At 41.2% G+C, this 22,832-nt stretch carries 21 protein-coding genes; 11 read left to right on the top strand and 10 right to left on the bottom strand.

Annotated features, from left to right (window positions below; all coding sequences use genetic code 11):
* Nucleotides 1–431 precede the first annotated feature (431 nt).
* Entirely contained in the window at nt 432–1,436 is a 1,005-nt protein-coding gene (locus tag CYL18_RS09905) for a BRCT domain-containing protein (RefSeq protein WP_161497119.1), read from the top strand.
* Between the two features lie 39 nt (nt 1,437–1,475).
* Here CYL18_RS09905 and CYL18_RS09900 read toward each other — a convergent pair whose 3' ends face one another.
* The 3 genes from CYL18_RS09900 to CYL18_RS09890 form a co-directional block, all read right to left on the bottom strand.
* Entirely contained in the window at nt 1,476–1,886 is a 411-nt protein-coding gene (locus CYL18_RS09900; protein WP_201741265.1) for a putative ABC transporter permease, read from the bottom strand.
* Nucleotides 1,876–2,004: a YpzI family protein gene (locus CYL18_RS09895; protein WP_104849334.1), complete on the bottom strand. Its 129-nt coding sequence runs from the start codon at nt 2,002–2,004 to the stop codon at nt 1,876–1,878. Before CYL18_RS09895 ends, CYL18_RS09900 begins: the two co-directional genes overlap by 11 nt.
* Nucleotides 2,005–2,094: 90 nt before the next feature.
* On the bottom strand, nt 2,095–3,279 hold the full coding sequence (locus tag CYL18_RS09890; protein WP_104849333.1) for a NupC/NupG family nucleoside CNT transporter: 1,185 nt from the start codon (nt 3,277–3,279) through the stop codon (nt 2,095–2,097).
* A gap of 246 nt (nt 3,280–3,525) precedes the next feature.
* Here CYL18_RS09890 and CYL18_RS09885 point away from each other — a divergent pair, with 246 nt between their 5' ends.
* From CYL18_RS09885 to CYL18_RS09870, 4 genes are all read left to right on the top strand, one after another.
* Nucleotides 3,526–4,221 carry a Crp/Fnr family transcriptional regulator gene (locus CYL18_RS09885; RefSeq protein ID WP_104849332.1) on the top strand — a complete coding sequence of 232 codons (696 nt, stop codon included), beginning with the start codon at nt 3,526–3,528 and terminating at the stop codon, nt 4,219–4,221.
* Nucleotides 4,222–4,318: 97 nt separating this feature from the next.
* Entirely contained in the window at nt 4,319–4,498 is a 180-nt protein-coding gene (locus CYL18_RS09880; protein ID WP_104849331.1) for a hypothetical protein, read from the top strand.
* 31 nt (nt 4,499–4,529) lie between these two features.
* The gene (locus CYL18_RS09875; RefSeq protein ID WP_104849330.1) at nt 4,530–5,393 is read left to right on the top strand and encodes a DUF421 domain-containing protein; all 864 of its coding nucleotides are present in this window, start codon (nt 4,530–4,532) and stop codon (nt 5,391–5,393) included.
* A gap of 139 nt (nt 5,394–5,532) precedes the next feature.
* A complete protein-coding gene (locus CYL18_RS09870) occupies nt 5,533–6,240 on the top strand; it encodes a TVP38/TMEM64 family protein (protein ID WP_104849329.1) in 708 nt (235 codons plus the stop codon).
* 56 nt (nt 6,241–6,296) lie between these two features.
* Here the strand turns inward: CYL18_RS09870 and CYL18_RS09865 are convergent, their stop codons facing one another.
* From CYL18_RS09865 to CYL18_RS09855, 3 genes are all read right to left on the bottom strand, one after another.
* A complete protein-coding gene (locus tag CYL18_RS09865) occupies nt 6,297–6,728 on the bottom strand; it encodes a DMT family transporter (RefSeq protein WP_104849328.1) in 432 nt (143 codons plus the stop codon).
* 309 nt (nt 6,729–7,037) lie between these two features.
* Nucleotides 7,038–8,306 carry an MDR family MFS transporter gene (locus CYL18_RS09860; RefSeq protein WP_104849327.1) on the bottom strand — a complete coding sequence of 423 codons (1,269 nt, stop codon included), beginning with the start codon at nt 8,304–8,306 and terminating at the stop codon, nt 7,038–7,040.
* 174 nt (nt 8,307–8,480) lie between these two features.
* Nucleotides 8,481–9,731, bottom strand: a complete 1,251-nt coding sequence (locus CYL18_RS09855; RefSeq protein ID WP_236636362.1) for an esterase/lipase family protein — start codon at nt 9,729–9,731, stop codon at nt 8,481–8,483.
* A gap of 245 nt (nt 9,732–9,976) precedes the next feature.
* Here CYL18_RS09855 and hpaB point away from each other — a divergent pair, with 245 nt between their 5' ends.
* Both hpaB and glpX read left to right on the top strand, forming a co-directional pair.
* Nucleotides 9,977–11,422 carry a 4-hydroxyphenylacetate 3-monooxygenase, oxygenase component gene (hpaB, locus tag CYL18_RS09850; protein WP_104849326.1) on the top strand — a complete coding sequence of 482 codons (1,446 nt, stop codon included), beginning with the start codon at nt 9,977–9,979 and terminating at the stop codon, nt 11,420–11,422.
* Nucleotides 11,423–11,488: 66 nt separating this feature from the next.
* Nucleotides 11,489–12,463, top strand: a complete 975-nt coding sequence (gene glpX, locus CYL18_RS09845) for a class II fructose-bisphosphatase (RefSeq protein WP_236636359.1) — start codon at nt 11,489–11,491, stop codon at nt 12,461–12,463.
* A gap of 184 nt (nt 12,464–12,647) precedes the next feature.
* On the opposite strand, the gene CYL18_RS09840 is transcribed toward glpX, so the two are convergent.
* From CYL18_RS09840 to CYL18_RS09830, 3 genes are all read right to left on the bottom strand, one after another.
* Nucleotides 12,648–13,016: a GtrA family protein gene (locus CYL18_RS09840; RefSeq protein WP_236636357.1), complete on the bottom strand. Its 369-nt coding sequence runs from the start codon at nt 13,014–13,016 to the stop codon at nt 12,648–12,650.
* A gap of 106 nt (nt 13,017–13,122) precedes the next feature.
* On the bottom strand, nt 13,123–13,722 hold the full coding sequence (locus tag CYL18_RS09835; protein WP_104849324.1) for a tetratricopeptide repeat protein: 600 nt from the start codon (nt 13,720–13,722) through the stop codon (nt 13,123–13,125).
* A gap of 131 nt (nt 13,723–13,853) precedes the next feature.
* Nucleotides 13,854–15,986 carry an MMPL family transporter gene (locus tag CYL18_RS09830; RefSeq protein ID WP_104849323.1) on the bottom strand — a complete coding sequence of 711 codons (2,133 nt, stop codon included), beginning with the start codon at nt 15,984–15,986 and terminating at the stop codon, nt 13,854–13,856.
* A gap of 199 nt (nt 15,987–16,185) precedes the next feature.
* Here CYL18_RS09830 and CYL18_RS09825 point away from each other — a divergent pair, with 199 nt between their 5' ends.
* Entirely contained in the window at nt 16,186–16,683 is a 498-nt protein-coding gene (locus tag CYL18_RS09825) for a YusW family protein (protein WP_104849322.1), read from the top strand.
* A 75-nt stretch (nt 16,684–16,758) separates the two neighbouring features.
* Here CYL18_RS09825 and CYL18_RS09820 read toward each other — a convergent pair whose 3' ends face one another.
* A complete protein-coding gene (locus tag CYL18_RS09820; RefSeq protein ID WP_104849321.1) occupies nt 16,759–20,094 on the bottom strand; it encodes a hypothetical protein in 3,336 nt (1,111 codons plus the stop codon).
* A gap of 165 nt (nt 20,095–20,259) precedes the next feature.
* Between CYL18_RS09820 and CYL18_RS09815 the strand changes: the two genes are divergently transcribed.
* The 3 genes from CYL18_RS09815 (at nt 20,260) to CYL18_RS09805 (ending at nt 22,832) form a co-directional block, all read left to right on the top strand.
* Nucleotides 20,260–20,610 (top strand): KGG domain-containing protein, encoded by a 351-nt coding sequence (locus CYL18_RS09815; protein WP_407984525.1) that lies wholly within the window; start codon nt 20,260–20,262, stop codon nt 20,608–20,610.
* 286 nt (nt 20,611–20,896) lie between these two features.
* Nucleotides 20,897–21,835, top strand: a complete 939-nt coding sequence (locus tag CYL18_RS09810; RefSeq protein WP_104849320.1) for a magnesium transporter CorA family protein — start codon at nt 20,897–20,899, stop codon at nt 21,833–21,835.
* Nucleotides 21,836–21,938: 103 nt separating this feature from the next.
* Nucleotides 21,939–22,832, top strand: a complete 894-nt coding sequence (locus CYL18_RS09805; protein WP_201741264.1) for a cation diffusion facilitator family transporter — start codon at nt 21,939–21,941, stop codon at nt 22,830–22,832.

The following is a 22,832-nucleotide window of genomic DNA, read 5'->3' as shown; positions in this document are numbered from 1 at the left end:
TTTTTGGGATAAAAAACATTGTTTCCAAGAGTGAATAAAATGACTCTTTTTATTTACACAATTATATGGACTTAATCGGAAAGGGCGGACAAAAGGTGGGAAAAGCCAGGCAAAGCCCACCCTATGCCCATGCAAGGGGTATGAAGGGTGGGGGAAGGGTGGACAAAAGGTGGTCATCGTCAGAGAAAGCCCACCCTATGCCCATGCAAGGGGTATGAAGGGTGGGGAAAGGGTGGACAAAAGGTGGTCATCGTTAGAGAAAAAAACACATTTGATGTTGAGTTCATCTTTTGAGGAAGCAACAGGCAGTATGGTCCAGATTGACGGACTTATCTGCCTGTTTTTTTGATTGGTTTCCATATTTTATTAGAAGGTGTTATCCTTCTTTCCTTGTACAATGGATGTAAGTGAATAAAGAGATGAGGATATATATGTATGTAGATAAACTAAGGGGTATTGAGGAGCGGATGGTCTGGCTGCGAGGACAACTGAGTGAAATGGAGCCTTCAGATCAGGAATATGCCGTTCTTTACTGCGAGCTAGAAAAATGGGAACGATCTTATCCTGAGTTTATTGTTGATGAGTCCCCGACACAGAAAGAATTTGAGAGGTTCAATGGAGAAATTTCTATTTTGCTCAATAGAAAGGTTAATGAAATAGCAGAGCAAGCCGAGTTGATTGACTATTTAGCGGGGGTAGAGCAGTCTGTCTCATTGCAATTGCTGCCAAAAGGAATAGAGGTGGAGTTACATTATGAGCATGGACGATTACGATATTCCTGTATAGCAGACGATTCTGCGTCAGGGAAGGATGTGTCGGCTATCCTTGCATCCAGCCAGGATGTGCCACGTTATATTTCCTATGATGAGCCGTTGACGGTTAGAGGTAGTCTGTTCTATACGTCATCATTCCAGGAGTTGAATCCAGAAATCGATTTGTTATGTGATCGTGCAGATAGGGAGATTCAGAGGAATAGAAGGATGATGGTATTTAGGTCGAGTTCTTTACTAGCAGATTTGCCTTTCCTTGCAAAGCTTGGTTTTCTTGTTCCTTATTATCGTGTATTTAACCAGGAATCAGCTGAGTGTATGGCTGATGAGTGTGAGGCAATGATCACATATAGTACAGGCTATGAGCTAAAAGGAGTGCTGTTGAGCACAAGGGAGGAAGATGTGCTTTACCGGCCGGCTATCACTAAAAGCCGATTGGATGGAAAAACGGTCGTCATAACTGGTGTTCTCTCCAAGCGAAGATATGATTTCAGAAAGGACATTGAGGCTTTGGGAGGAACATTAGCCGGAACAGTGACAAAAACCGTTGACTTCCTGCTGATGGGCACCAATGGAACGGGTACAACGAAGTATCAAAAAGCGATGAAGCTTGGTATACCAATAATGACGGAGGAACAATTTAAGGATAGATACGATGTGAAATAGGAGGCTTGAATCAATTGTTTGATTGTGGCCTCCTATTTTTTAGATGATACGATATTTAGGTTTTTCTAGACGGAACAGTAAATGGCGAAGTTCATGATAGAGCGGGATAGCTGCAAGTGATAGAGGCAGCCAAAACAAAGCATACAATAAGCAAATTTGCCCAAATAGATTAAAGGGAAGGTGGCTGTAATCCCAAATCCCCCATTGCAGCCATACATTCAAAATGAGGCCGGAAATCAGCTCCAATAAGGTCACGATTAGGCTGCCTGCAATCGCTTGTCCGAGGAGGGGCAGTTTTAATACATGCATGCTGCCGATAAGGACGAAGCAAATTCCGCCCACTATTCCCATTGACCAATGAGAGTATCCGCGCCAGAGCCATTCGATGGCCATATAAAGACTGCCGCCAATAATAATGAATGAGAAGGCATGAAATAGCTTATTGATCATCACGTGCTTCATCAGGGGTATCGAGTCTTGTGGCTCCCTTTTTGTTTATAGCCTGGTCGCGATCAGATTCAACACGTCTTGAAGCCTTCAATTTCTTCTCTTGTCTGTCTTTGCCCATTTTTCTCACCTCTTTATTGTGTAGGGTAACCTTGCAAAGTCATTTTCATGAAAAAAAGATGGCGGGAAAATCCCGCCATCCTGGTCGATATTAGTTAAATAAACCTACAAGAGTTGCAGATAGGATGGAAGCCATCGTAGCAACCAATAGCATTTTTAGTCCAAATGAGCTTACTTCTTTTGCTTTTGCACCGTTGATAGCTTGAACGGCACCTGCAATAATTCCGATTGAGCTGAAGTTAGCGAATGACATCAAGAATGTGGATAGAATGCTGAGTGTTTTCTCAGAAACTTGACCCATAATCGGCTGGAAGTCAAGAATGGCAACGAATTCGTTTGAAACCATCTTTGTTCCCATAATGGAACCAGCCTGCAGAATCTCATCTGCTGGAATCCCCATAAGGAATGCGATAGGGGAGAAGATGTATCCGACAATAGTCGTTAAATCCATGCCAATCAGGCTGTCAAAAATACCATTCAATAAGGCAAGCATACTTAAGTATCCAATAAGCATAGCACTTACGACAAGGACTACTTTCCCGCCGTCTAGAGCACCAGTACCAAGGGCATCAAAGACATTTTTCGTATGAATCATATCTTCAATAACGATTTCCCTGTCTTCTTCTGTTGTTTTTACAGGAGCGATAATGGAAGATACAATCAAGGCGCTGAACACGTTCAGAACCGCTGCAATTAAAACGTATTTTGCAGGGAGCATCGCCATATAAGAAGCGATAAGGGCAGCAGATACGCTGGCCATCGCAGATGTTGAAACAACGAATAGTCGATTTTTGTCTAGGTTATTGATTGCTGATTTAATGGCAAGAACGGCCTCTGATTGACCGAAGAACATAGAGTTAACAGCGTTAAAGCTTTCAATTTGCGGCAAACCAGTGAGTTTTGAGATGAAGCCGCCAATAATCTTAATTAAGTAAGGGAGCACTTTCATGTGCGTTAATAAAGATAATAATGCAGAAGTAAAGACGACTGGCATAAGGACATTTACGAAGAATGGAGAACCGCCTTCGGGAATCCAACCGCCAATAACAAAGTCAATGCCTTCAGAAGCATAGCCTAAAAGTGTGTTAAAAGCTGAAGCGATAGTATCGATTACCTTTAAGCCGCCAGATGTGCCTAGAAGTAATGCAGTTAATACGGCTTGGAAAGCCAACATGATGCCAACTGCTTTGATGTTGATGTTCTTTTTGTCGTTTGACATCAAATATGCAGTTCCTAATAAAAGGCAAATGCCTATAAGAGCAATAATAATACTCACAGAAATTCCTTCCCCTCAATTATTTTGTTTTGTTTAATGGCCAGTGCTTGATGGCCTTATAGAATAATAAAGGGGATATTATGTGATGAACAAGGACATATGTCCTAACTGGATTGATTCGAAAAAGTAAAATAAGGTTGAAAAATTGAACAATTTATCTGGCAATAGTTGACCGTTTACCCTCATCCGCCGTTCGATTTATACTTGACAATAGTTAACAATATAGAAACAGGTGGACTACACAGCATGATTGGAACAGAGAAGGAAATATCATCATATTTAGATAGATTCGGCTTAAGGGAAATATTCTCGAAAATGCATAAGGATGATTTCAGTCTGGTTCATATTCCAAAAGGAGATGTAATTTGCCTTAAGGGCGAGGAAATGAAGTATATGTACCTGATTGTTGAGGGGAAAGTGAAGATTTATGCCGCTACTTCAGAGGATAAGAGAGTGATTCTCCGCTTTCAAAAGGCATTAGAAATTATTGGAGATATTGAGTTTATTGAAGATCCGATAGTTCATCATACCGTTGAGGCAGCTGCCAATTGTAAAGCCTTAAAGATTTCGTACGAAACAATCAGACGAAAGGCTGGTAATGATCCGGCTTTTCTCGCCTATTTGCTTAAGGTTGTCACAAGAAAATTGTTAGACAAGACAGATGCTGCGACCTTTAATCTCCTTTATCCGGTGGAGGTAAGGGTAGCAAGCTATTTATTATCAATTGCAAATTCTTATGAGGATAAATCATTCTTTCATGATGTAACCTATGGGTCTAGCTTGACGGATATAGCAGACATGATTGGCACGAGTTATCGTCATTTAAACAGAGTTCTGAAGAAATTGTGCATGGATGGAATCATTGATCGCTCCGGTGGAAAACTATTTGTGAAAGATATGGACGCTTTAGCGAGGATTGCAGGACATAATATATATGAATGAATGACAGGCTCTCCGAATAGGAGGCCTTTTTTGTTACTTTAAAATGAATAGGTAAATCAATCCGTATCATACTAAACGATAAAGGAGCTTGATGGACATGTCATTGAACTCAGAATTGTTGATTTGCATGACCAAATTGAAGGCAATTGAAGATGGCCTGCAAACTGAAGCGGAGCATGCGAAAGACATTACGGATGCCAAAACCTATCGTGATGCCATGCTATTAGTTCGAGACATCAAGAAAGATATGAAAAAGAGACTGGAGGCGCTTAAGTAATTAGGTTGTTCTCGTAAGGATGTGAGCATACATGCCGGATTGGATTCATGTAGTAATAAGGGCGGCTCTATTTATGATTGTGTTGTTTATTATTACGAAAATTCTTGGGAAGAAGCAGATGGCCCAGTTATCGATGTTTGAATATGTGACAGGAATAACGATAGGTAATATAGGAGCTGAATTGGTGATTAATTTGCGTGAAAAGGTTCACCTTGGGGTGATTGCCATGGTTGCGACTGCTGCTATTCCTTTTGCTTCAAGCTTCATTACGATGAAGAGCAAGACCTTGCGCAATATCCTAGATGGAAGGGGCAAGGCTTTCATTAAAAACGGGAAAGTGCTAGAGGAAAATATAAGAAGAGAAAAAGTAACCATTGATGAGTTTCTTGAGATGCTGCGGAGGGAAGGGGTATTTGATCTTGATGAGGTTGAATATGCTTGCTTGGAGGCGAATGGGACTTTAAGTGTCTTATTGAAGAAAGAGAATAGACCGCTGACCCCGAAAGACTTAGGAATATACTCTCCTCCTGAGGAAGAGGCCCATACCATTATCATGGATGGAATTATTCTGGATGATGCGTTAGACCTTGCAGGAAAAAGCAGGATATGGCTTAGGAAGCAATTGGAAAATCAAGGTGTGTCGAATGAAAAAGAAGTGTTCATTGGTCAAGTTAATGCTTCTGGTCAGTTGAAGATTGACTTATATAATGATCAAGCACAAGCTCGAAATTCAGGGGACAAGAAACTCTTGCTGGCATCTATGCATAAATGCTTTGCTGATTTAGAATGGTTCGCTCTTGTTGAAACGGAAGAAGAGACAAAACAGCTGCATAGACAAAATGGAGAGAGAATGAAACAAGCAATTGATAAGGTTAGTGCCTTATTACAGAAATAAATGTGTTTAAGAAGGTTTAGCAAAGGGGTATTGGTAAATAGGGATTTATTGTATTTGTAAGCGCCTTAATGCCGTTCCGATTGTCTGAAGGATACGATAACAAAAATTCCTTGTCTACTGGGAAAGAAGTTGATGATGAATGAAAAGACTAATGATATATAAAAATATCAATTGGAAGCACTTCTTTGCTGCTATAGCCATTCTCCTCTTCGTCATCTATTTTGACTCCATTACGGAGAGCGAGATTTTTAGTGCTGTTATGGCAGGGGATATTCAATCTATTAAGGGCTTCGTCTCGGATTCCTGGCTGTATGCATATGGGTTCATGTTCTTCATCATGATCATACAGAATTCATTCACCATTATTCCATTAATCCTGGTTATTACGATTAATATTGCCCTCTTTGGCTTTTTGAAAGGGTTCTTATGGAGCTGGTTTACAAGCGTGGCAGCGAGTGTGCTGATTTTTTTGGCAGTCCGCTATTTATTTAGTGATTATACTTCAGGGAAGGTAAGCTCCAGACAGCTTAGTAGAATAGAAGAGAAGGGATTTGCGTATGTCTTCTCAGCAAGGGTGATGCCTTTTATTCCAACGAGTTTGATTAATATCCTCGGGGGACTGAGCTCCATTGGGCTTAAGAGTTTTACGATAGGAACAGCTCTCGGCAATTTTATTTATTTCTTTTTGCTTGCACTTGTTCCGGCAGGTATTATGTCTAGCGGAATGAATCATTACCTTTTGGGTGGTATATTAATCGCTTTTCTTGCCGTCTTTTATTGGATTGGCAGATTTAAGGGGAGAAGAAATAGGAAGATGACGATGAAGTCTGCTTGGTTTCATCGGTGACGATGACAAAACAATAGGCATGGAAACAGTTATGAGTTTCCATGCCTTATTTTTAGTTAATGATTATAAACGGCGATAGCGGTGAGCATTAATCCTATCGCAGCGAGCTTTTGCATGCTGATGGGCATTGCGGCAGCTCCAAATAACCCGTAATGATTGATAATGGCTCCAATAATAATTTGTCCGGTAATGGCGATTAAAAGGGTTAAAGAAACCCCTATTTTTGGCACGCAAAGCGTGATGACGGCAACAAAGAATGCTCCAAACAAACCGCCGACTAATTGCCATTTTGGCACAGAGGCAATCCAAGGTATGCCGCCCTTCCCAAACAAAAGGACAAGAACAAATAAGGTTATCGTTCCGATGGTGAAGGAAATTAGCGAAGCCTCCAATGGACCCACTCTTTTACCAAGCTCACCGTTGATTTGGCTTTGGATGGCCACGCCTGCACCAGCTAAAAGGGCCAATAAGGAAAATAAATAGTTCACGAGCATACCTCCTTCGTTTCACTGCATTTTATTTATAAACCAATTGCCTATAAATGTAGCATTCACCAGTAAATAAAATCCAGCATGGCCACTCAGTAAGTATATTGGTGATAGGTTTCGCTCAAAGACAAGTATATAAATGGATAGTAAGACAAAAACAAAACAGCATGTTCCAAGGGATAAAGGGGTGTTTCCTATGAGGCATTGTATCATTGGTATGCCGCTGGGTACCCGAATTGGTTGATATCAATCGATGTAAGGGCTAAAAGGGCGGGAAAGCATCCAAAAAGCAAAAGAAGCACAGCTCAATTAACTGAGCTGTGTCTTTTTGTGTATGTCCTTCTCTGGCTTTATTCGATCATCTAGTGCAGGTATAATTCGTGCAAAGATTATGACCCCTAAGAATCCGATGATGGCCATGAAAGCGCTAGTGCCAAGCTTAGGCAGATAGGCGCTCAATGTAATCGTGATTGAACATATGAGATTACCGATATTATACGTAAGCCCATTTACGGCCAAATAAGAGCTGCGAGCATGTTCAGGCGGCAAGTTAGCTAAATAATTTTGCTGCACAGGCACCCTAAGCACTTCTCCGATGGTAGCCAAAAACATGGCCCCGAATAAAAGCCAAATATTATTTGTATATGAAATAATGACATACCCGGCTACAAACACAGTACAGCTGGTCAATAGCACAGCCTTGTCATTTAAGCCTGCAATTATCCTTGTGGCAAACAAGGCCAGGATAACAACCAAGATGGTGTTTTCTGTGCGCAAAAATCCAGTCATTTCAATCCCGCTAAATTCAAGTCCCAATAAGCTTTGAAGAGGAAAGTCATTTGCCAGGCGAACGCCTATATAATTGGTCAGCTGGAATTCCATCGATAAGACGAGTATGCCAGCCAGAACGAACAGAACAAAGACGCGATCACTAAATACTTCTTTATAATTGCTAATGAGTTTTCGCGCATGCTGTACCGGTTTGACGTCCTTTGTTGAGGCAGGGATGTAGGTTTCATGGATGACAAAGGTTATAAGGAACCAAGTTATCAACGTTGTTACCGATAGGGCCAGCAATAGCTCAAACAAATGCTCTTTAAATAAGAAGCCCCCAGCAATCCCGCCGATGGCGATAGACAGATTGTTTGCCCAATACATAATCGTATACATTGTCTTTCGCTCCTCAGGCTTGCTCACATCGATGAGCATCGCTTGATTTGCCGGACCCGCAAGTCCCCAGCAAATACTGTTGACAGTCATCATGAAAAAAGTAATTAATGGTGCCGTGAGCCATGGTGAATTGCAAATCATCATCGTTAAAAAGGCGAGAAAGCGCATGGATTCAGCGACAACGATGATTTTCTTACGGCCGAATGTGTCAGAAAAATATCCGCCGAAGAAATTAATGGCGATACCGACAAACACATTGATCAATAATAGAAGGCCGGCCGTTTTCACGCCAAAGTGGAAGGTTAAATAAATGGCCATGAAAGGAAAAATCATGCTCCCGACAGCCGAACTCAAGAATGATTCGATGATTCGTATTTTGATAGTGCGGTGAAATTGAAAGAAGTTCATCGTGTATTCTCCCTCGTATGTTCTATCTCTCATATTAGTATTATTTTCCACGGAAGGAAAGATAGACTTTGATGAACTTATTATATTCTTTATGCATATGGATGAAATCAGAAAAAGGAACGAGCGGCTATCATACTTTAGATGTAGGAAAGCCGCTCAGTTCCTCAGATTCTATTATGGTTGTAATGAAGAGACGTTCTCGGCGATTTCTTCATATAGCGGATAGACATTAAAAGGTTTTGTGTGAGTGCTTAAGCTGAAGATGCCGATGAAGTCAAGATGGTCCCATGTATTCTTGATAGGATGATAGTTCCACACTCCTTTTTCTGGAGAGTCATCATAGGCTGTGTTCGGCTGTCCGTCTGGGTACAGGGAGGAGATAGTGCTGACGAATCCGTCATTTGGCCACCAGCTTTTATCGATAATTGGTCCTTCGGCAGGATTGTTTCTAGTGAATTTGCCAATGTATGTTGAAGGAGCTAATACAATTGGATGAGAAGAGACAATTGGAAGATGATGACCTGTTAAAAGGGACGCTTTTGTGGACTGGCCCGTATAAGAGAAATAATAGACATCCGATTTCGTATCTACCTTCTCATTCAAGACGGCTGCACCAGGTGTGCTTAAGTCATAGACGCTGATATCCTCACTGTCCCAAACCCTGCTATTCATAACACGGTTCAAGTAGGAGGTAAAGGTCTCACCAGCCTGCCTGCGAATGCCCCATTGATCCAATTTAAAATCATAGAGGAAATTTTCTTTGCTGATTCCAGTGGCGGTAGATATGTTTAAGACGAAGTTCTTGATGAAGTCAATGATGAGGTTTTCATTATCGGCAAAAGTCGAGCCATTATGCGGAGTACCAATGCTTGTGGCGCTATGAACCCATGATTTCCCGCCTTCAAACAACGAGGAGATTGTTTCTTCTGGATGCGCCTGCTGATAGGCTCTTTCTTCTTCACTGCCATCCTCTAACAGGTCGATAACACCCCTGCTTGTCAGACCGCCCATGCTATGGCCGACGAGGTGAATTGGGTGATTTTTATCCCACTCCGGATAAATGCCTGGGAATGTCCTGCCATAGCGTGCATGCCCATGTTCTTTTGCATGGGCTGCTCCATAATCAACCGTCCCGCCCTTGATGTAATGATAAAGCTCTACTGAACGGTCATAATTGCTCGAGACCGGGCTGACGGTTGCTTGGTAAGCTTCGTAGCCTAAGTCGTTCAAGTGGCCGATGACATCCTTGGTTCCTCCCCAATATGGATACCCGGCAAATTCATCTTCGCCCCATCCTCCAAGACCATGAACAAATACGATTGGGTAATTATTCCCTTCATTTTCAGCGGCATTCGCTTGGAATGGCTGATACGGTAACATAAGCAGGACCAACACGACAGCTATCATGAATTTTTTTGCCCTCAAGAACCTTCCTCCTCGTATTTAATTTTATAATGTCTGATAATTCTGTCTATTATATAGTATGGGAACGCTTTCGTAACGGCAAGGAAGAACTGCGAGGGCGGTTGAAAATAAGGAAAAGTCCCTAAGATGACCTATGTCTGCGGTCATAATTTGAAGGAATAGGCTGTCGATTGATTAATAATCATAAAGCATAGAACATGCTTCATATTTTATATAATAAGTCATTTAATGAGGAGGGCTGCTTCATGCCAGCTAGGTCGGGGAAACAATATTTGGAGGCAATCAATCGCATGAGGGCCAATGTATGGATCGACGGAAAGAAGGTGACCGGAACCATGTCCGGGCATCCCTCGCTGAAAGGGGTTATGAAGAGCACGGCAGATCTTTATGATGTTCAATTGCTTAAAGGCAATCAGGATATCATGACATTCCGTTCCCCCTCAACAGGCAATCAAGTAGGAACTTCTTTTTTGAAGCCGGAAACGAAGGAGGATCTTGAGAAGAGGCGTTTATCCACGCAGCTATGGGCGAAGGAAAGTGGAGGGATGTTAGGCCGGTCGCCGGATTATATGAATACAGTCATGATGGCTTTCGCTTCCTCAAGCGAGATTTTCTCCCTCCAAGACAAACGTTTTACGAAAAATATGGATACATTATTTGAACAGGCGAGAGAGAGGGATTTATGTTTTACGCATACATTCATCAACCCGCAAGTGAATCGGGCATCCTATTATACTGAAAATTTCTCTCAAACAATCGCTGCCCAAACAATCGATATCAAAGAGGATGGCATCGTTATTCAAGGAGCAAGACTTCTCGCGACACAAGGAGGCATAACGGATGAGATTCTTGTCTACCCTTCTGGCGGAGCGGCGAGTAACCCGGAAATGGCGTATGGTTTTTCGATTCCAAGCAATACGCCCGGACTAAAATTCATCAGCCGTGAACCATATAGTTATCGAGAATCCGTATTCGACCATCCATTAAGTTCCCGTTTTGATGAGTTAGATATGATTGTGGTATTTGATCAGGTACTTGTGCCATGGGAGAGAGTGTTCTTTTATCAGCATCCAGAGGTTGCTTTGAAAGCTTATAAGGATAGCAGCTTTCATGTGCTGGCGGTCCATCAGGTAACAAGCAGGAGAATCGTGAAATTGGAGTTCATGCTGGGACTCGCCAGGAAATTAATCAATATCATTCAAGTAGGTGAATACCCTCATATCCATGAGAAAATCAGCGAAATGAAGGTTGGTATTGAATCATTGAAAGGTTTAGTGCTCGCGGGAGAGAGAAATGCAGTTCAGGATAAATGGGGGGTAATGGTTCCGGACAAAAATCCGATGGATGCAGCTGTTATGCTGTTCCCGCGGCTATATCCGCGTTTTGTTGAGATTATTCAGCTTATCGGTGCAAGCGGGCTTGCTTCCTTACCGACCATATCTGATTTTAACTCGGAAATTCGAGATGATTTAGATTTATATATGCAGGCAGCGACTGTATCTGCGAAGGAAAGAGTGAAGATCTTCCGGCTTGCTTGGGATATGACTATGAGTTCCTTTGGCTCCAGGCAGACCTTATATGAACGATTTTTCTTCGGAGATGCTATAAGACTTGCTACGGGCCATTATTTGAATACCAATGATGGAGAAGCAGGCATAGTAGATTCCTTCTTGGATAAATACGGGCATTGACCTCCTGTGATGGTTAATCATAATATATCATTATGTGATTTTACCATTTTGTGAAGGAAGTTGATTATGCAATTCACCCATTATGCTAATAAGACGATTGGTATGACTGCAATAGCAGAGGAGCTGCTGAATGTAACGCAGCAGGCAGCTATTGCAGCTTATCCCCTTATTGGAAAATGCGATAAGCTAAGTGCCGATGATGCAGGAACAAAAGCCATGCGATATCATCTTAATAATGTTGAAATGTGCGGAAGAATCGTTATTGGTGAGGGAGAAATGGACGAGGCTCCCATGCTGTATATCAATGAGGAGGTAGGCTCCGGCAATGGACTGGATGTTGATATTGCCGTTGATCCTATTGAAGGCACCAACTTAATGGCGACCGGAAAAGATAACTCATTAGCCGTTTTGGCAGCTGCAAGAAGGGGCTGTTTATTACATGCGCCAGATATGTATATGAAGAAGATTGCTGTTGGACCGGAAGCAAAGGGCAAAATCGATTTGGATGCCCCTTTACTGGATAATATGAAGGCGGTCGCAAAGGCGCAAGGCAAGGATATACGAGAATTAACCATCATGATTCAAGAGAGGGACAGACACAAGGACCTGATTAACGAAGTCCTATTAGCTGGAGCAAAATTAAAACTGTTTTCTGATGTTGATATAACGGGGGCTATCGGCGCTGCTATGGATGATATTGACATTGATATGCTCGTCGGAACAGGGGGAGCACCTGAAGGAGTGGTGACAGCAGTTGCTCTCAAATGCCTCGGTGGTGATTTTCAGGCTCAGCTTGTTCCGATGAATAAGATGGAATATAACCGTTGCCGCAGCATGGGGATTGAAGACCCATATAAGCTTCTTGGGATTGATGATATAGTCCAAGGTGGAGATATTCTATTCTCCGCAACAGGTATTACGGATGGTTTATTTTTAAAGGGCGTGCGTGAAAGAAAGAACGGCAATATGTATACTCATTCCTTACTGCTCGTTGGAGCTGGTGCAAGGAGATTTCAATTAATTGAAGGATTCCATAGATAGATAGTAATGGTCGGGCCAAACATGGCTCGGCTTTTTATTTTGCATAGAAAGTTAAGCATAATTCATAGGGTGGAAACCCGAATGCGACCTAAATAATAATAGGAGTAAAGCTGTCCCTGGGCGGCTGGGATTTGTCCCTCTTCACAATGACGGGCTTCAGCCATCCGAATCAATTGCAGCTCACCTATGGCTTGGTCAGGATCATCCTCGTCACGAGAAATGTAAAAGGTATGGGGAACACGGAAGCAAATAAAGGGGCAATAAAGTCGGGAAGATGAAGTAATTGCACGGACAAAAAGATGATGGCGGTGCTAATGACGATATTCACGATCGAAGTAAGGGGAAATTGCAAAAATTTCTTCAAGGTAGGCTTTGTTTTATAGGTGAAGTATGAATTCATGAAAAATGAGCCAATGAGGCATAAGAAAAAACTAAGGAAATGAGCCTTCAGATAATAGAAGTGAAGGGTATCTGCAAAGATTAAGTACAAAATGTAATAGTTGGTTGTATTGATTACTCCTACAAGATTAAACCGCCAAAATGCCTTGTCCATGAGTATCATGCATTGCTCCCAGCCTTCTGTATATTCGTTAGGACTTAGTATGTACAAAAGTGTATAGATTCATGAAAGAAAGCGGAAGTCAACGTAATCTCCCGCTTTATGTCAATACTTGATATTCATTTAATAAATCCATTCCAATCTCACGATAGTAGGGAAGCTGTGTTAAATCATAGGAATGCGGCTGGCCAGTTAAATATTTGCGATATTCTTCTGCCTGTTGTTTTTGTTCCTCGGTCAAGCTTGGATGGCTGTCCAAAAGAACATGTCCGAGTTCATGAAGTATTTTGGAATGGACGACTAAAATTTTATCTTTAGGTGTTTTTTTCGCTGCATATTGCAGGGCCTGCAGATAATGGCTTGTAGCTTCTTCATAATTTCCTGTCAGGTAGGCTAGCTTTCCGGCGCCTTCATAGGCATTCATTTTTTCCGTATCTGTCTTGGCCAAATTTATGGCTGAACGGTATGTCGCAAGAGCTTTTTCATAATGGTGTTTTTCCGTATAATTCTTTGCTAATAATATGGTCGCAGGAAGAATCATTTTCCTGACTCTTCTGGGTGTTTTGTCTGTTACGGAATCAAGCCCTTTTTCAAAATGGCTTATGGCATTATCGATTTCTTGGTTTTCATCAGCGAGAATCGCCTTTTTCAAATAATCTTCTGTCTGATCGGAGGTGCTGAAAAAATTCAATTTATGCATCTTAATCACCTCTTTCGCTAAATCTATTTTACTATAATTATACCATATTGATGGTAATAAACATCGAAATATTTAGAAAATTTTAGAGATATTTAAGAAAGCCAGTTCGGATTGAACTGGCTTTTTGTCAGTTATTTTTCTTGTTTAGCCTTTTGTTTACCAGGGAACCACCAATTCCATTTGCCAAGCAATTTCATCAAGGAAGGAACAAGAACCATACGTATGAGGGTGGCATCAATAAAGATGGCCAGCGCCACTCCTACCCCAACCTGTTTGACGGGAACGATATCTGTGAAGGCAAAGGCTCCTGTGACAGCAATCATAATAGCTGCTGCAGATGTAATAATCCGGCTTGTTGTCGTAAGACCTTCCAGAGTGGCTTTGTCATTATCACCTGTTTCTAAATAAATCTCCCGAATACGGGATATTAAGAATACCTCATAGTCCATGCTAAGGCCAAAGACGATAGCAAAGATGAAAATCGGGATCATCAAAGCAATCGGATTTGCCTCAACGCCGAGATGACCTTCCTGGAAAATCCATACAATTAAACCGAATGCCGCTCCCAGCGACAGGATATTCATCAGAATCGCTTTAAGAGGAATCAAGATAGAGCGGAATGCAAACATCAGGATCAAGAAGGTTGCAGAGACAATCAAGATTAATCCTTTTGGTGTTTGGGTACCGATTTCCTCGTAAATTTCCTGATTAAATTTAGCACGTCCTCCTACAGTATAGGTGAGGTCTGTGTTAATGGCGCCATCTTGCAAGTCCTGTACATATTCGGCTGCCTCCGTTGAATCATATGGCGCATCAATTTCAACCATGATATAGGTTGTGTCTTTATCGACCATATTTTCTAATGCTGGTTCAAGCTGAGCTCTTATTTGTTCAGATTGCAGGGCTTGAGTCAGGCTTGCGGCTGTTTCCATATCTGTAATGGAGAAAAGTGAATCGACATTGGTCACAAGAGGTTCTTCCTGCAGATCCCCAATGAATTCCTCCACTTGCTCTAATGAATCATCTGTCAATATATCATCCTCTGCTTTAAGCACCACGGGCATGATGGTGTGGTCTTCGGGCTGGAAGTTTTCCTCGAATGTTTCATAAGCAATCCGTGTTTCATTATCAGCTGGAAGGGATTCTGCATTAGGTATTTCCAGCTCAATATGACGTATTGGAGCTGCCACCAAAATCAAGATGACCAAAGCCGCCAAGGCACTTAAGATAGGCTTCTTCATCACAAAACCGGCAAACCTCCTCCAAGCGGAAGCATCCTCTTTTCGATTCTTGATAATCATGGCTTTGTTAATGTTAGAGCCAAGAATGGAAAGCAGGCCTGGCAGGAAGGTCAAGGCAGAGATGACCGACACCAGCACTACGACAATGCCGCCAACCGCCACACTTCTAAATATGTCAATTTGAATGAAGAGCATACCTGATAAACCAAGAATGACACAGATACCAGAGAAGGCAATGGCCCTTCCTGCGGTCTTGGTTGTGATGGAAACAGCATCCTTCACATTGTGCTCCTTCAATTCTTCCCTGAAGCGATTGATGTACAGCAGGGCAAAATCGATGCTGACTGCAAGTCCAATCATCGGAGCTACATTCAAGACAAAAACTGATAAGTTAAAAATCTGGCCGAGGAAATAAATAATCCCCATCGCCGTAATCACGGCTATAGCACCAGTCAATAAAGGGATAAGGGCTGCAACCAATCCCCCGAATGCCAAAAGAAGAACGACCATGGCAACCGGGACTCCAATCAGCTCCGCATTTTTTAAATCCCTTTGAGATGCTGCATTCATTTCTTCCTCAATTACATCACCGCCAGTCAAAGAAAGGGAAATGGAATCATTTTTCATTTCTTTCTCAAGCGCATCGATATTGTCTGCCGGCTCCTTTTCTTTCTCAAAAGAGATGGAGGCATAGGCAAGATTCTCTTTTAGCTGAGAGGGATTATCAAGCGGTGACGTGATGGAGGTGATTCCATCGATTGAATCAATGTTTTTTAACGTATCTTTTATTTCCTTATTAAATTGGTCTTGACTCAAATTGTCCTTATTCTCAAATAAGACAATATAGGGGGAAGAGGATTGGCCGAAATGATCCTCAAGCAGCTTATTGGCTTGATCATAAGAGGAATCCTTCATTTCAAATCCACTGCCCTGCAGGATGCCTGGCATTTTCAGTGCGAAGAATCCCATAATGATGGTCAAAATGGTCCAAAATATCACGAGTGCTTTTCGATATGTATACATAATGTCCTCCCTTGTGAATTATTGCGGCTATTCATATATACCCATTTAATGCTCTCTTATATTATATTGCTGTATTTTTGCCGTTCTTTCAATTGGTCATCAATTAATAATTATTTGATTTATGTGCTTGAGGCATAAAACAAAGAATAATTGAGAATAGTACAAGTGAGAACTAAGACATCTAAGGAGGAAAACAAGAATGAAAAAAATCTTATCCATTCTAGCTGTTGGCGCTTTAACATTTATGGTAGCAGGCTGTGGTGATGATAATAACAACGATAATCAGACAGCGAATGACAACACAGCTAATGAACAGCAATCGAATAACACGAGCAACTCGGACCAAGGAACCGTCAATGATACAGCTGCACAAAAGAATGAGACACCTTTCAATGAGTTTAGCCTAGAGGTGAAATACCCTAATAACCAAGAATATGAAGCAGAATACGATTATGAAAATAACCGCATCGATGCCTCTATTGAGGATGATGTGAACAATTCTCGTCTCAAGGGTGAAGATGCCGAAAAGCAATTACGCGACAAATTGAAGTCATTAAATATAGATGCTCAAACTTCTGAGAAAGATGTGATTTCAAGTGTCATCTCGGCTTTTGATGTAGCCGATAATTATCAAGCAATTGATGTAGACATTACATTTGCTGATGGAACAGAGAAAGAGTATCGTTCAACGAAATAAGAAAGAAAAGAGGCGCAGGCTTTAAGCCTGCGTCTCTTTTTGCACTAATGTATGTCAGAATTTCTTCCTGTTCGCCTAATTCCAACCGCTGAGGTACAGTTTTATTTTTTTTGCGAATTCTTGGAAGAGGTTTTCCTTTCTGCCATTCTGCTCATTCTTTTTCGTTTTCCATTCGTTTACGGTCGCAATTGTAATCAAGACGCCGCCTCCAATGAATAAATACCACCACCATGGAAGATTGCCCCAAAGGGGACTTGTTTGCAGGAATACATTTAACAAGATTATACATATGCCTGTGATGAAATACCAAAGTCGCTTTTTATAAAACCCATAGATGGCAGACGCTAATGAGAGAGAGCCGACCGTAATAGCTTCCCCAAGGCTGTTTTCAAGTATGGCGTCATACACAATAAGCACAGCAGCCAAAACGAGTCCAATCTTGTGAATTAGGCGGAGTGTATTATTTTCTCTCCAGATTTTCTTCTCCAAATAGATGAGAATGAAGATCACAGGGACAAGATAAGCTTCCACTTCCACATAGGATGGAAGAGTGAGATGGTTTAGTAACAAATAGTATGGATTAAGCAATGAAATGACAGTTACTGTGCTCAAAATATTGCGCCAATGAAGACTTTCTAATCGGCTGATTTGCACATAAAGCAGACCGGTTATCACAAGGTCTGGTACCACCTTCATAAGAATGTCGGAATCAATAGGTACCGGATGAGCAAACACATAAATAAAAGAACCAATCCAGTACCAATCCATTATTGGTTCACCCTTTGCCCATTTTCTTGAAGATGGGAATGGATACTTGAATATTGTTAATCCAATCGTGGTGAGGGTAAGGACAGCCAATAATGCTCCTGCGAGTTCGAGATAGATGGAACCCTCTAAATATATGTCGACATACCATTTCCAAGTAAGGATGAAGGAAAGCATGGGCCAGAGCAAGAGAATATACAGTCGTATTTGATGGATGAAAAACATGAGCAACCCGGAATAAATGAGCACGAAAAAGATGGAATATCCTTCGTCAACGAAGAAGAAGGAAGGCAGGCCAAAAGACATGAACAGTACAATGAAATACATGAGCCGTTTCTTTGTTTCCGGTTTGGCCAATATCCAGTAAGCGAAATAAATTAAGGCCGTAATAAATGGGATAAATGAGAGAGCTGATAAAGTCCACTCGGCCTTAAGTCCCCACTTCAATAGCGTTAAAGGAATAAAGCTCATGGAAAGGTACAACATCATCTTTTTCATCCAATCCATTTGTACGAGTCTAAAGGCGTAATAGAACAGCCCGGCACCAAGAGTATATTCCCAGTAAATGTCCAATCCAGCGGTCTCTATAATCAGACAGACTATGAGAAAGCTGGAAAGAGCTAAATAGAGAAAGAGCGGGTAGGCTCGTATTCTCTTTCTTAAATAGTGCTCTCCTGCTGCAAGAAGAATCGGGCCTGTAAGGTATAGAAATGACGTCAAAACGCCGGTATCAAATGAACGGATTGCTGCAAAATAAGTGAACAAAAAGGCAGCCCCAGCTCCAATCCATAAATACTGAATACGATAGACTTTCGCCATATGGCTGAAAAATAGCATTCCGAACGCTAAAAAGGCTACAGGCAAAAAACCGTCGGGTTCGATGATTGCTTGAGTAAAACAGAGGAGTACGCCTAAGACATAAAACCCTCCAGAAAGGTAATCAAATAGCATACGAATATTTGGCAGCCGCCTGTAGGCAGCATATGCAGTTAGCCATAGAATGATTGACAGGTAAAAGGGGATCCATTTTCCCTCCAAAGCTCTGAATTCACTGAAAAATGTGCCCCAGCCTACTGCTAAAAGGAATGGTACAGCTTTAGCAAAGGGAGATTGCCTTTCCATATAAAGGAGGAAGGATTGAATTATGGTAACCAGCCAAATGCCAAAGGAGATGTCATCAATCGCTGCATAGATAATCAATAACGGGAATATAATGTGAACCCCGCAGTAGTAGAGCATTTTATATTTCTTGATGTAGGCAAAAGGAGAGAATAGAACTGCACCATACATAATGAGATTGCTAATGAGCAGGAATGGCCAGGTGATATCTAAGTTCATCCAATCGGACAAGGCGAGCCCGAAGGAAAAGCATCCCAAAACGAAATAAACGATTCCGAATGCGGAAACTGGGATGATGCGAACATCCTTCGTGAGTGCAATAATGGTTACAAACATAAGAAAATAAGCAATTGCGATAATAAATTCATTTCCGTTTTGTATGAAGATAGTATCAAGAGAGACATAACTAAAGACGATGATAGTGACGGCCGTGCCGGTGTATCGATACAATGTTTCCCACTCAGATGATGCGCGCTCCCGATAATAATAGATAAGTGCCGCAAACACGGATCCTAAGGCTCCAAGCAGAAGAATGGTTGCTTCGTGGGATAAGTGGTCAACGGTCTGATACACGCCATAAATCAGTAAAATCGGGAAGATATAGTAATATTCTTTCCGGTTTTGATATTGGCTCATCAAAAGATATAGTGCGCTTGAGAGAAGAATGCTGATCCCGTTGACGGTCTTGCTTTCGTAGATGAATATGGTGAAAAGTGAGACAAGCACAAGATTAGCTTGTAAGTATAGGTTAAAGTGCTGTGTAAATAAGGCATGATTCAGCCATTGGGTAATTCGTCTCCTGCCCCAAAGCAAAAGAAAATTAGTCAATGTCATACAAAGGAAGAACAAGTCCTGCGAGCTGACCATTGATTTGATGAGGAAACCAGCCGTAATAGTAATTCCGGCATAAACAAGCGCAGTAAACAGCAAGGAAGAATGCTTTCGCATGAAATACATATATAAGACAGTTGTTAAAAAGGAAAATGCAAAACCATAGATGTACCTCCCGCCGCCTTCCACAGCAAACCAAGGACCAAATAATTGAAAATAGCCGGCGCTAATCCAAATGACAGGAAAAAATAAATTGGATAAGACTAAAAAGCTGAATGAGCTCTTCGTAATTTTAAAGACCTTATTAGTTATGAGATGGATACCATAAAAAAATAGGCATATGAGAACAACCCATAAGGTTTTAATCACAGGCGAATAAGAACTCCAATTATTTGTTGCGAACATCAGCCCGCCAAACAAAAGCATGATAACCCCAGCAATTAATGACCAAGTAATATTGCGCTCCCTCAGATCCTCCTTTGATTTAGGTACCTTTTGCTTGGCGGGCTTAACTGGAGCAGTGCTTTTGAGCGGTTTTATAGGTTGCTGAGCAGCTGGACTATTAGCATGTACCTCCTGCGCTGCAGCTTGAAATTGCTCATGTGCTGAATAGACATGTTTAAACGTTTTATCTGTAATGAGTCCATTGCGGTAAAGCTTTCTAAGATGCGAAATGAAAATATCATCTCTTTCCAACGAACATTCCCCCTTTCTCTCAGGAATATATTCCCGATTTGAGCAATAAACTCCTTTTTTTGTATCAGACTCATTACAAAAAGATTAAAGGAGCAATTTATTTGTTTAGTTTAGCGGCAAGCGGCTATAAGAAGCGTAACAACCTGGAACAAGGAGAGGAAATAGGTGGACAACAAAGAAGAAAAATTGAAAATGACACGTGCTGAGGCAGGCCGGAAAGGCGGTCTTGCCACCGCCAAGAAGCATTCTCCTGATTTCTACAAGAAAATAGGTCAAAAAGGCGGTAAATCAACAGCTGATAAGCATGATAAAGAGTTTTATCAAGGTATTGGTCAAAAGGGAGGAAGCTCGACCTCCGAAAAACATACAAGTGATTTCTATAAAGAGATCGGCCAAAAAGGCGGAAGCTCGACTGCTCGTAAGTTTGACAAGGACTTTTATCGGGAAATCGGGAGAAAAGGCGGAGAAACAGCTGCCAAAAACCGAAACAATCCTGTTAAGAGCAATAATGGTTAACGATCTAGCTAGAATCAGTTATGAAAGGAAGTTTGCCTTGTTGGCGGACTTCTTTTTTATATATTGATTTTCCCGTTGCACATTCATGAAAGTTAGGTATAAGATGTAATAGGCATAATAACTAATAAAAGAGGAGTTGATATTATTGAGTAACTACGATTCGGGTGACCCGGACACGAGTATGATTGGGAAACCCAACGGTGCTTTTTTTGAAAAGTGGGGAAAGATAATAATCAATCCTGTCAAAAGAGTTGGTGCTTCCCTCTAAAGAGGAGGTTTTTGTTACATGTTGGAATACTACATTACAGACTCAGCAAATACACTGCAAAAAATTGATAAGCTGGAAAAAGGCTGCTGGGTGAATATGGTTGCACCGAGTGAATCAGAGATTAAGCTCATATCAGAACGGCTGAACATCCCGGAAGACTTCATCAAGGATCCGCTCGATGATGAGGAGCGCTCCCGTTTGGAGAAAGAAGATAATCATGTATTGATTATCGTGGACTTCCCGTACATTATTTATGATGATTCGGGTTTTCCTGTCTATGAAACGCTCCCGATTGGTTTGATTGTGACGGAAGAATGCTTTATTACCATCTCACTGATTGAGAATCCAATTATTATGGATTTCATTAATAAAAAAATTAAAGGGTTCTTTACGTATAAGAAGACCCGTTTTGCCCTGCAAATTCTATTTCATATCTCCACGTATTACTTACGATACTTAAAGCAAATTAATCGAAAAACAGACGACATAGAGAAAGAGCTCCATCAGTCTATGAAGAATGAGGAGTTATATGCGTTCCTTTCTTTGGAGAAGAGTTTGGTTTATTTCACGACCTCGCTTAAGTCTAATAAGATTGTGCTGCAGAAAATGCTGCGTCTTAATCATCTGAAAATGTATGAAGAGGATAAGGATTTGCTTGAGGATGTGATTATTGAAAATACACAGGCTATTGAAATGGCTGAAACGTATCATTCCATCTTGACAAGTATGATGAATACATTTGCATCCGTTATTTCAAACAATCTGAATATCGTGATGAAATTCTTGACGTCAATCACGATTATTTTATCCTTTCCGACGATTGTTGCCAGTATATATGGGATGAACGTCGATTTGCCTTATCAAAACAATCCTTATGCATTTGTGGGCGTCATATTTGTAGCCCTTTTATTATCATCTATTACAACCATTATATTTTGGAAGAAGAAGTACTTTTAAAGATAGCGGACGCTATCTTTTTTTTTTGGGAAGACTAGGTGTGAAGAGATAAGATAGCAAAAAATAATGCTTGAACAGCTGTTCAAAAAAAGTGGGTGAATAAATGATGGAAATCAGAGAAAATGCAGCCAAGCGGGTGGCTTGGATTAGTGTTTGGAGTAATGTCTTTCTCACACTTGGAAAACTGGTCATAGGTTTTTTGGCTGCCAGTAATGCGTTATTTGCGGATGGTGTCCATTCTGCAGCCGATGTGTTTGCATCTGTCATTGTATTATTAGTCATAAAGATTTCTAATAAGCCGGCAGATGTGGAGCATCCATATGGCCATGGAAAAGCCGAGGTAATTGTATCTGGAATCATCGGTATTTTGCTCTTCGTCGTTTCTCTTTATATTGTGTACGAAGGAATCGCCGGTTTCTTTCACCCTGTTGAAGCTCCGAGCTTTATCGCCTTTTGGGTAGGTTTGTTTTCATACATTGCCAAAGTATGCTTGTTTCGCTATTCAATGAATGTCGGCAAGAGAATGAATAGTAAAGCAATTGAGGCAATAGCCTATGATCATCAGGCAGATATTGTGGCTTCCCTGGCTGCGGCAATTGGTGTATTGATTTCATATCTGGGGGATAGGTTTGACATCGTGTTTCTCTTGTACGGAGATAAAGTGGCAAGTATTTTCGTCGCTTATTTGATTTTCAAGATTTCGAAGGAAATGATGACTGAGGCTTTTCATATCTTAATTGAGCGAAATGTAAACCAGGATCTCATGGATCAGTTCAAAGAAGTTGTATATCAATTCCCTGATGTTAAACGCATAGACAGGATTCGCGCACGTGAGCACGGGCATTACCTTATTATGGATATTCGTCTATCTATTGATCAAGATAAGACCATCAAGCAAGGACATGATCTTTCTCATGAAATCAAGGATGCGTTAAAGGGTAAATTTGAACAAATAGAGGAAGTGATGATCCATCTTAATCCATATTTTTCGGAATGA

Source organism: Pradoshia eiseniae (genome assembly GCF_002946355.1).
In the GTDB taxonomy this organism is placed as follows: Bacteria; Bacillota; Bacilli; order Bacillales; family Pradoshiaceae; genus Pradoshia; species Pradoshia eiseniae.
Note: the sequence above shows the minus strand (reverse complement) of the source record. Positions and strands in the feature narration are given on the sequence as shown.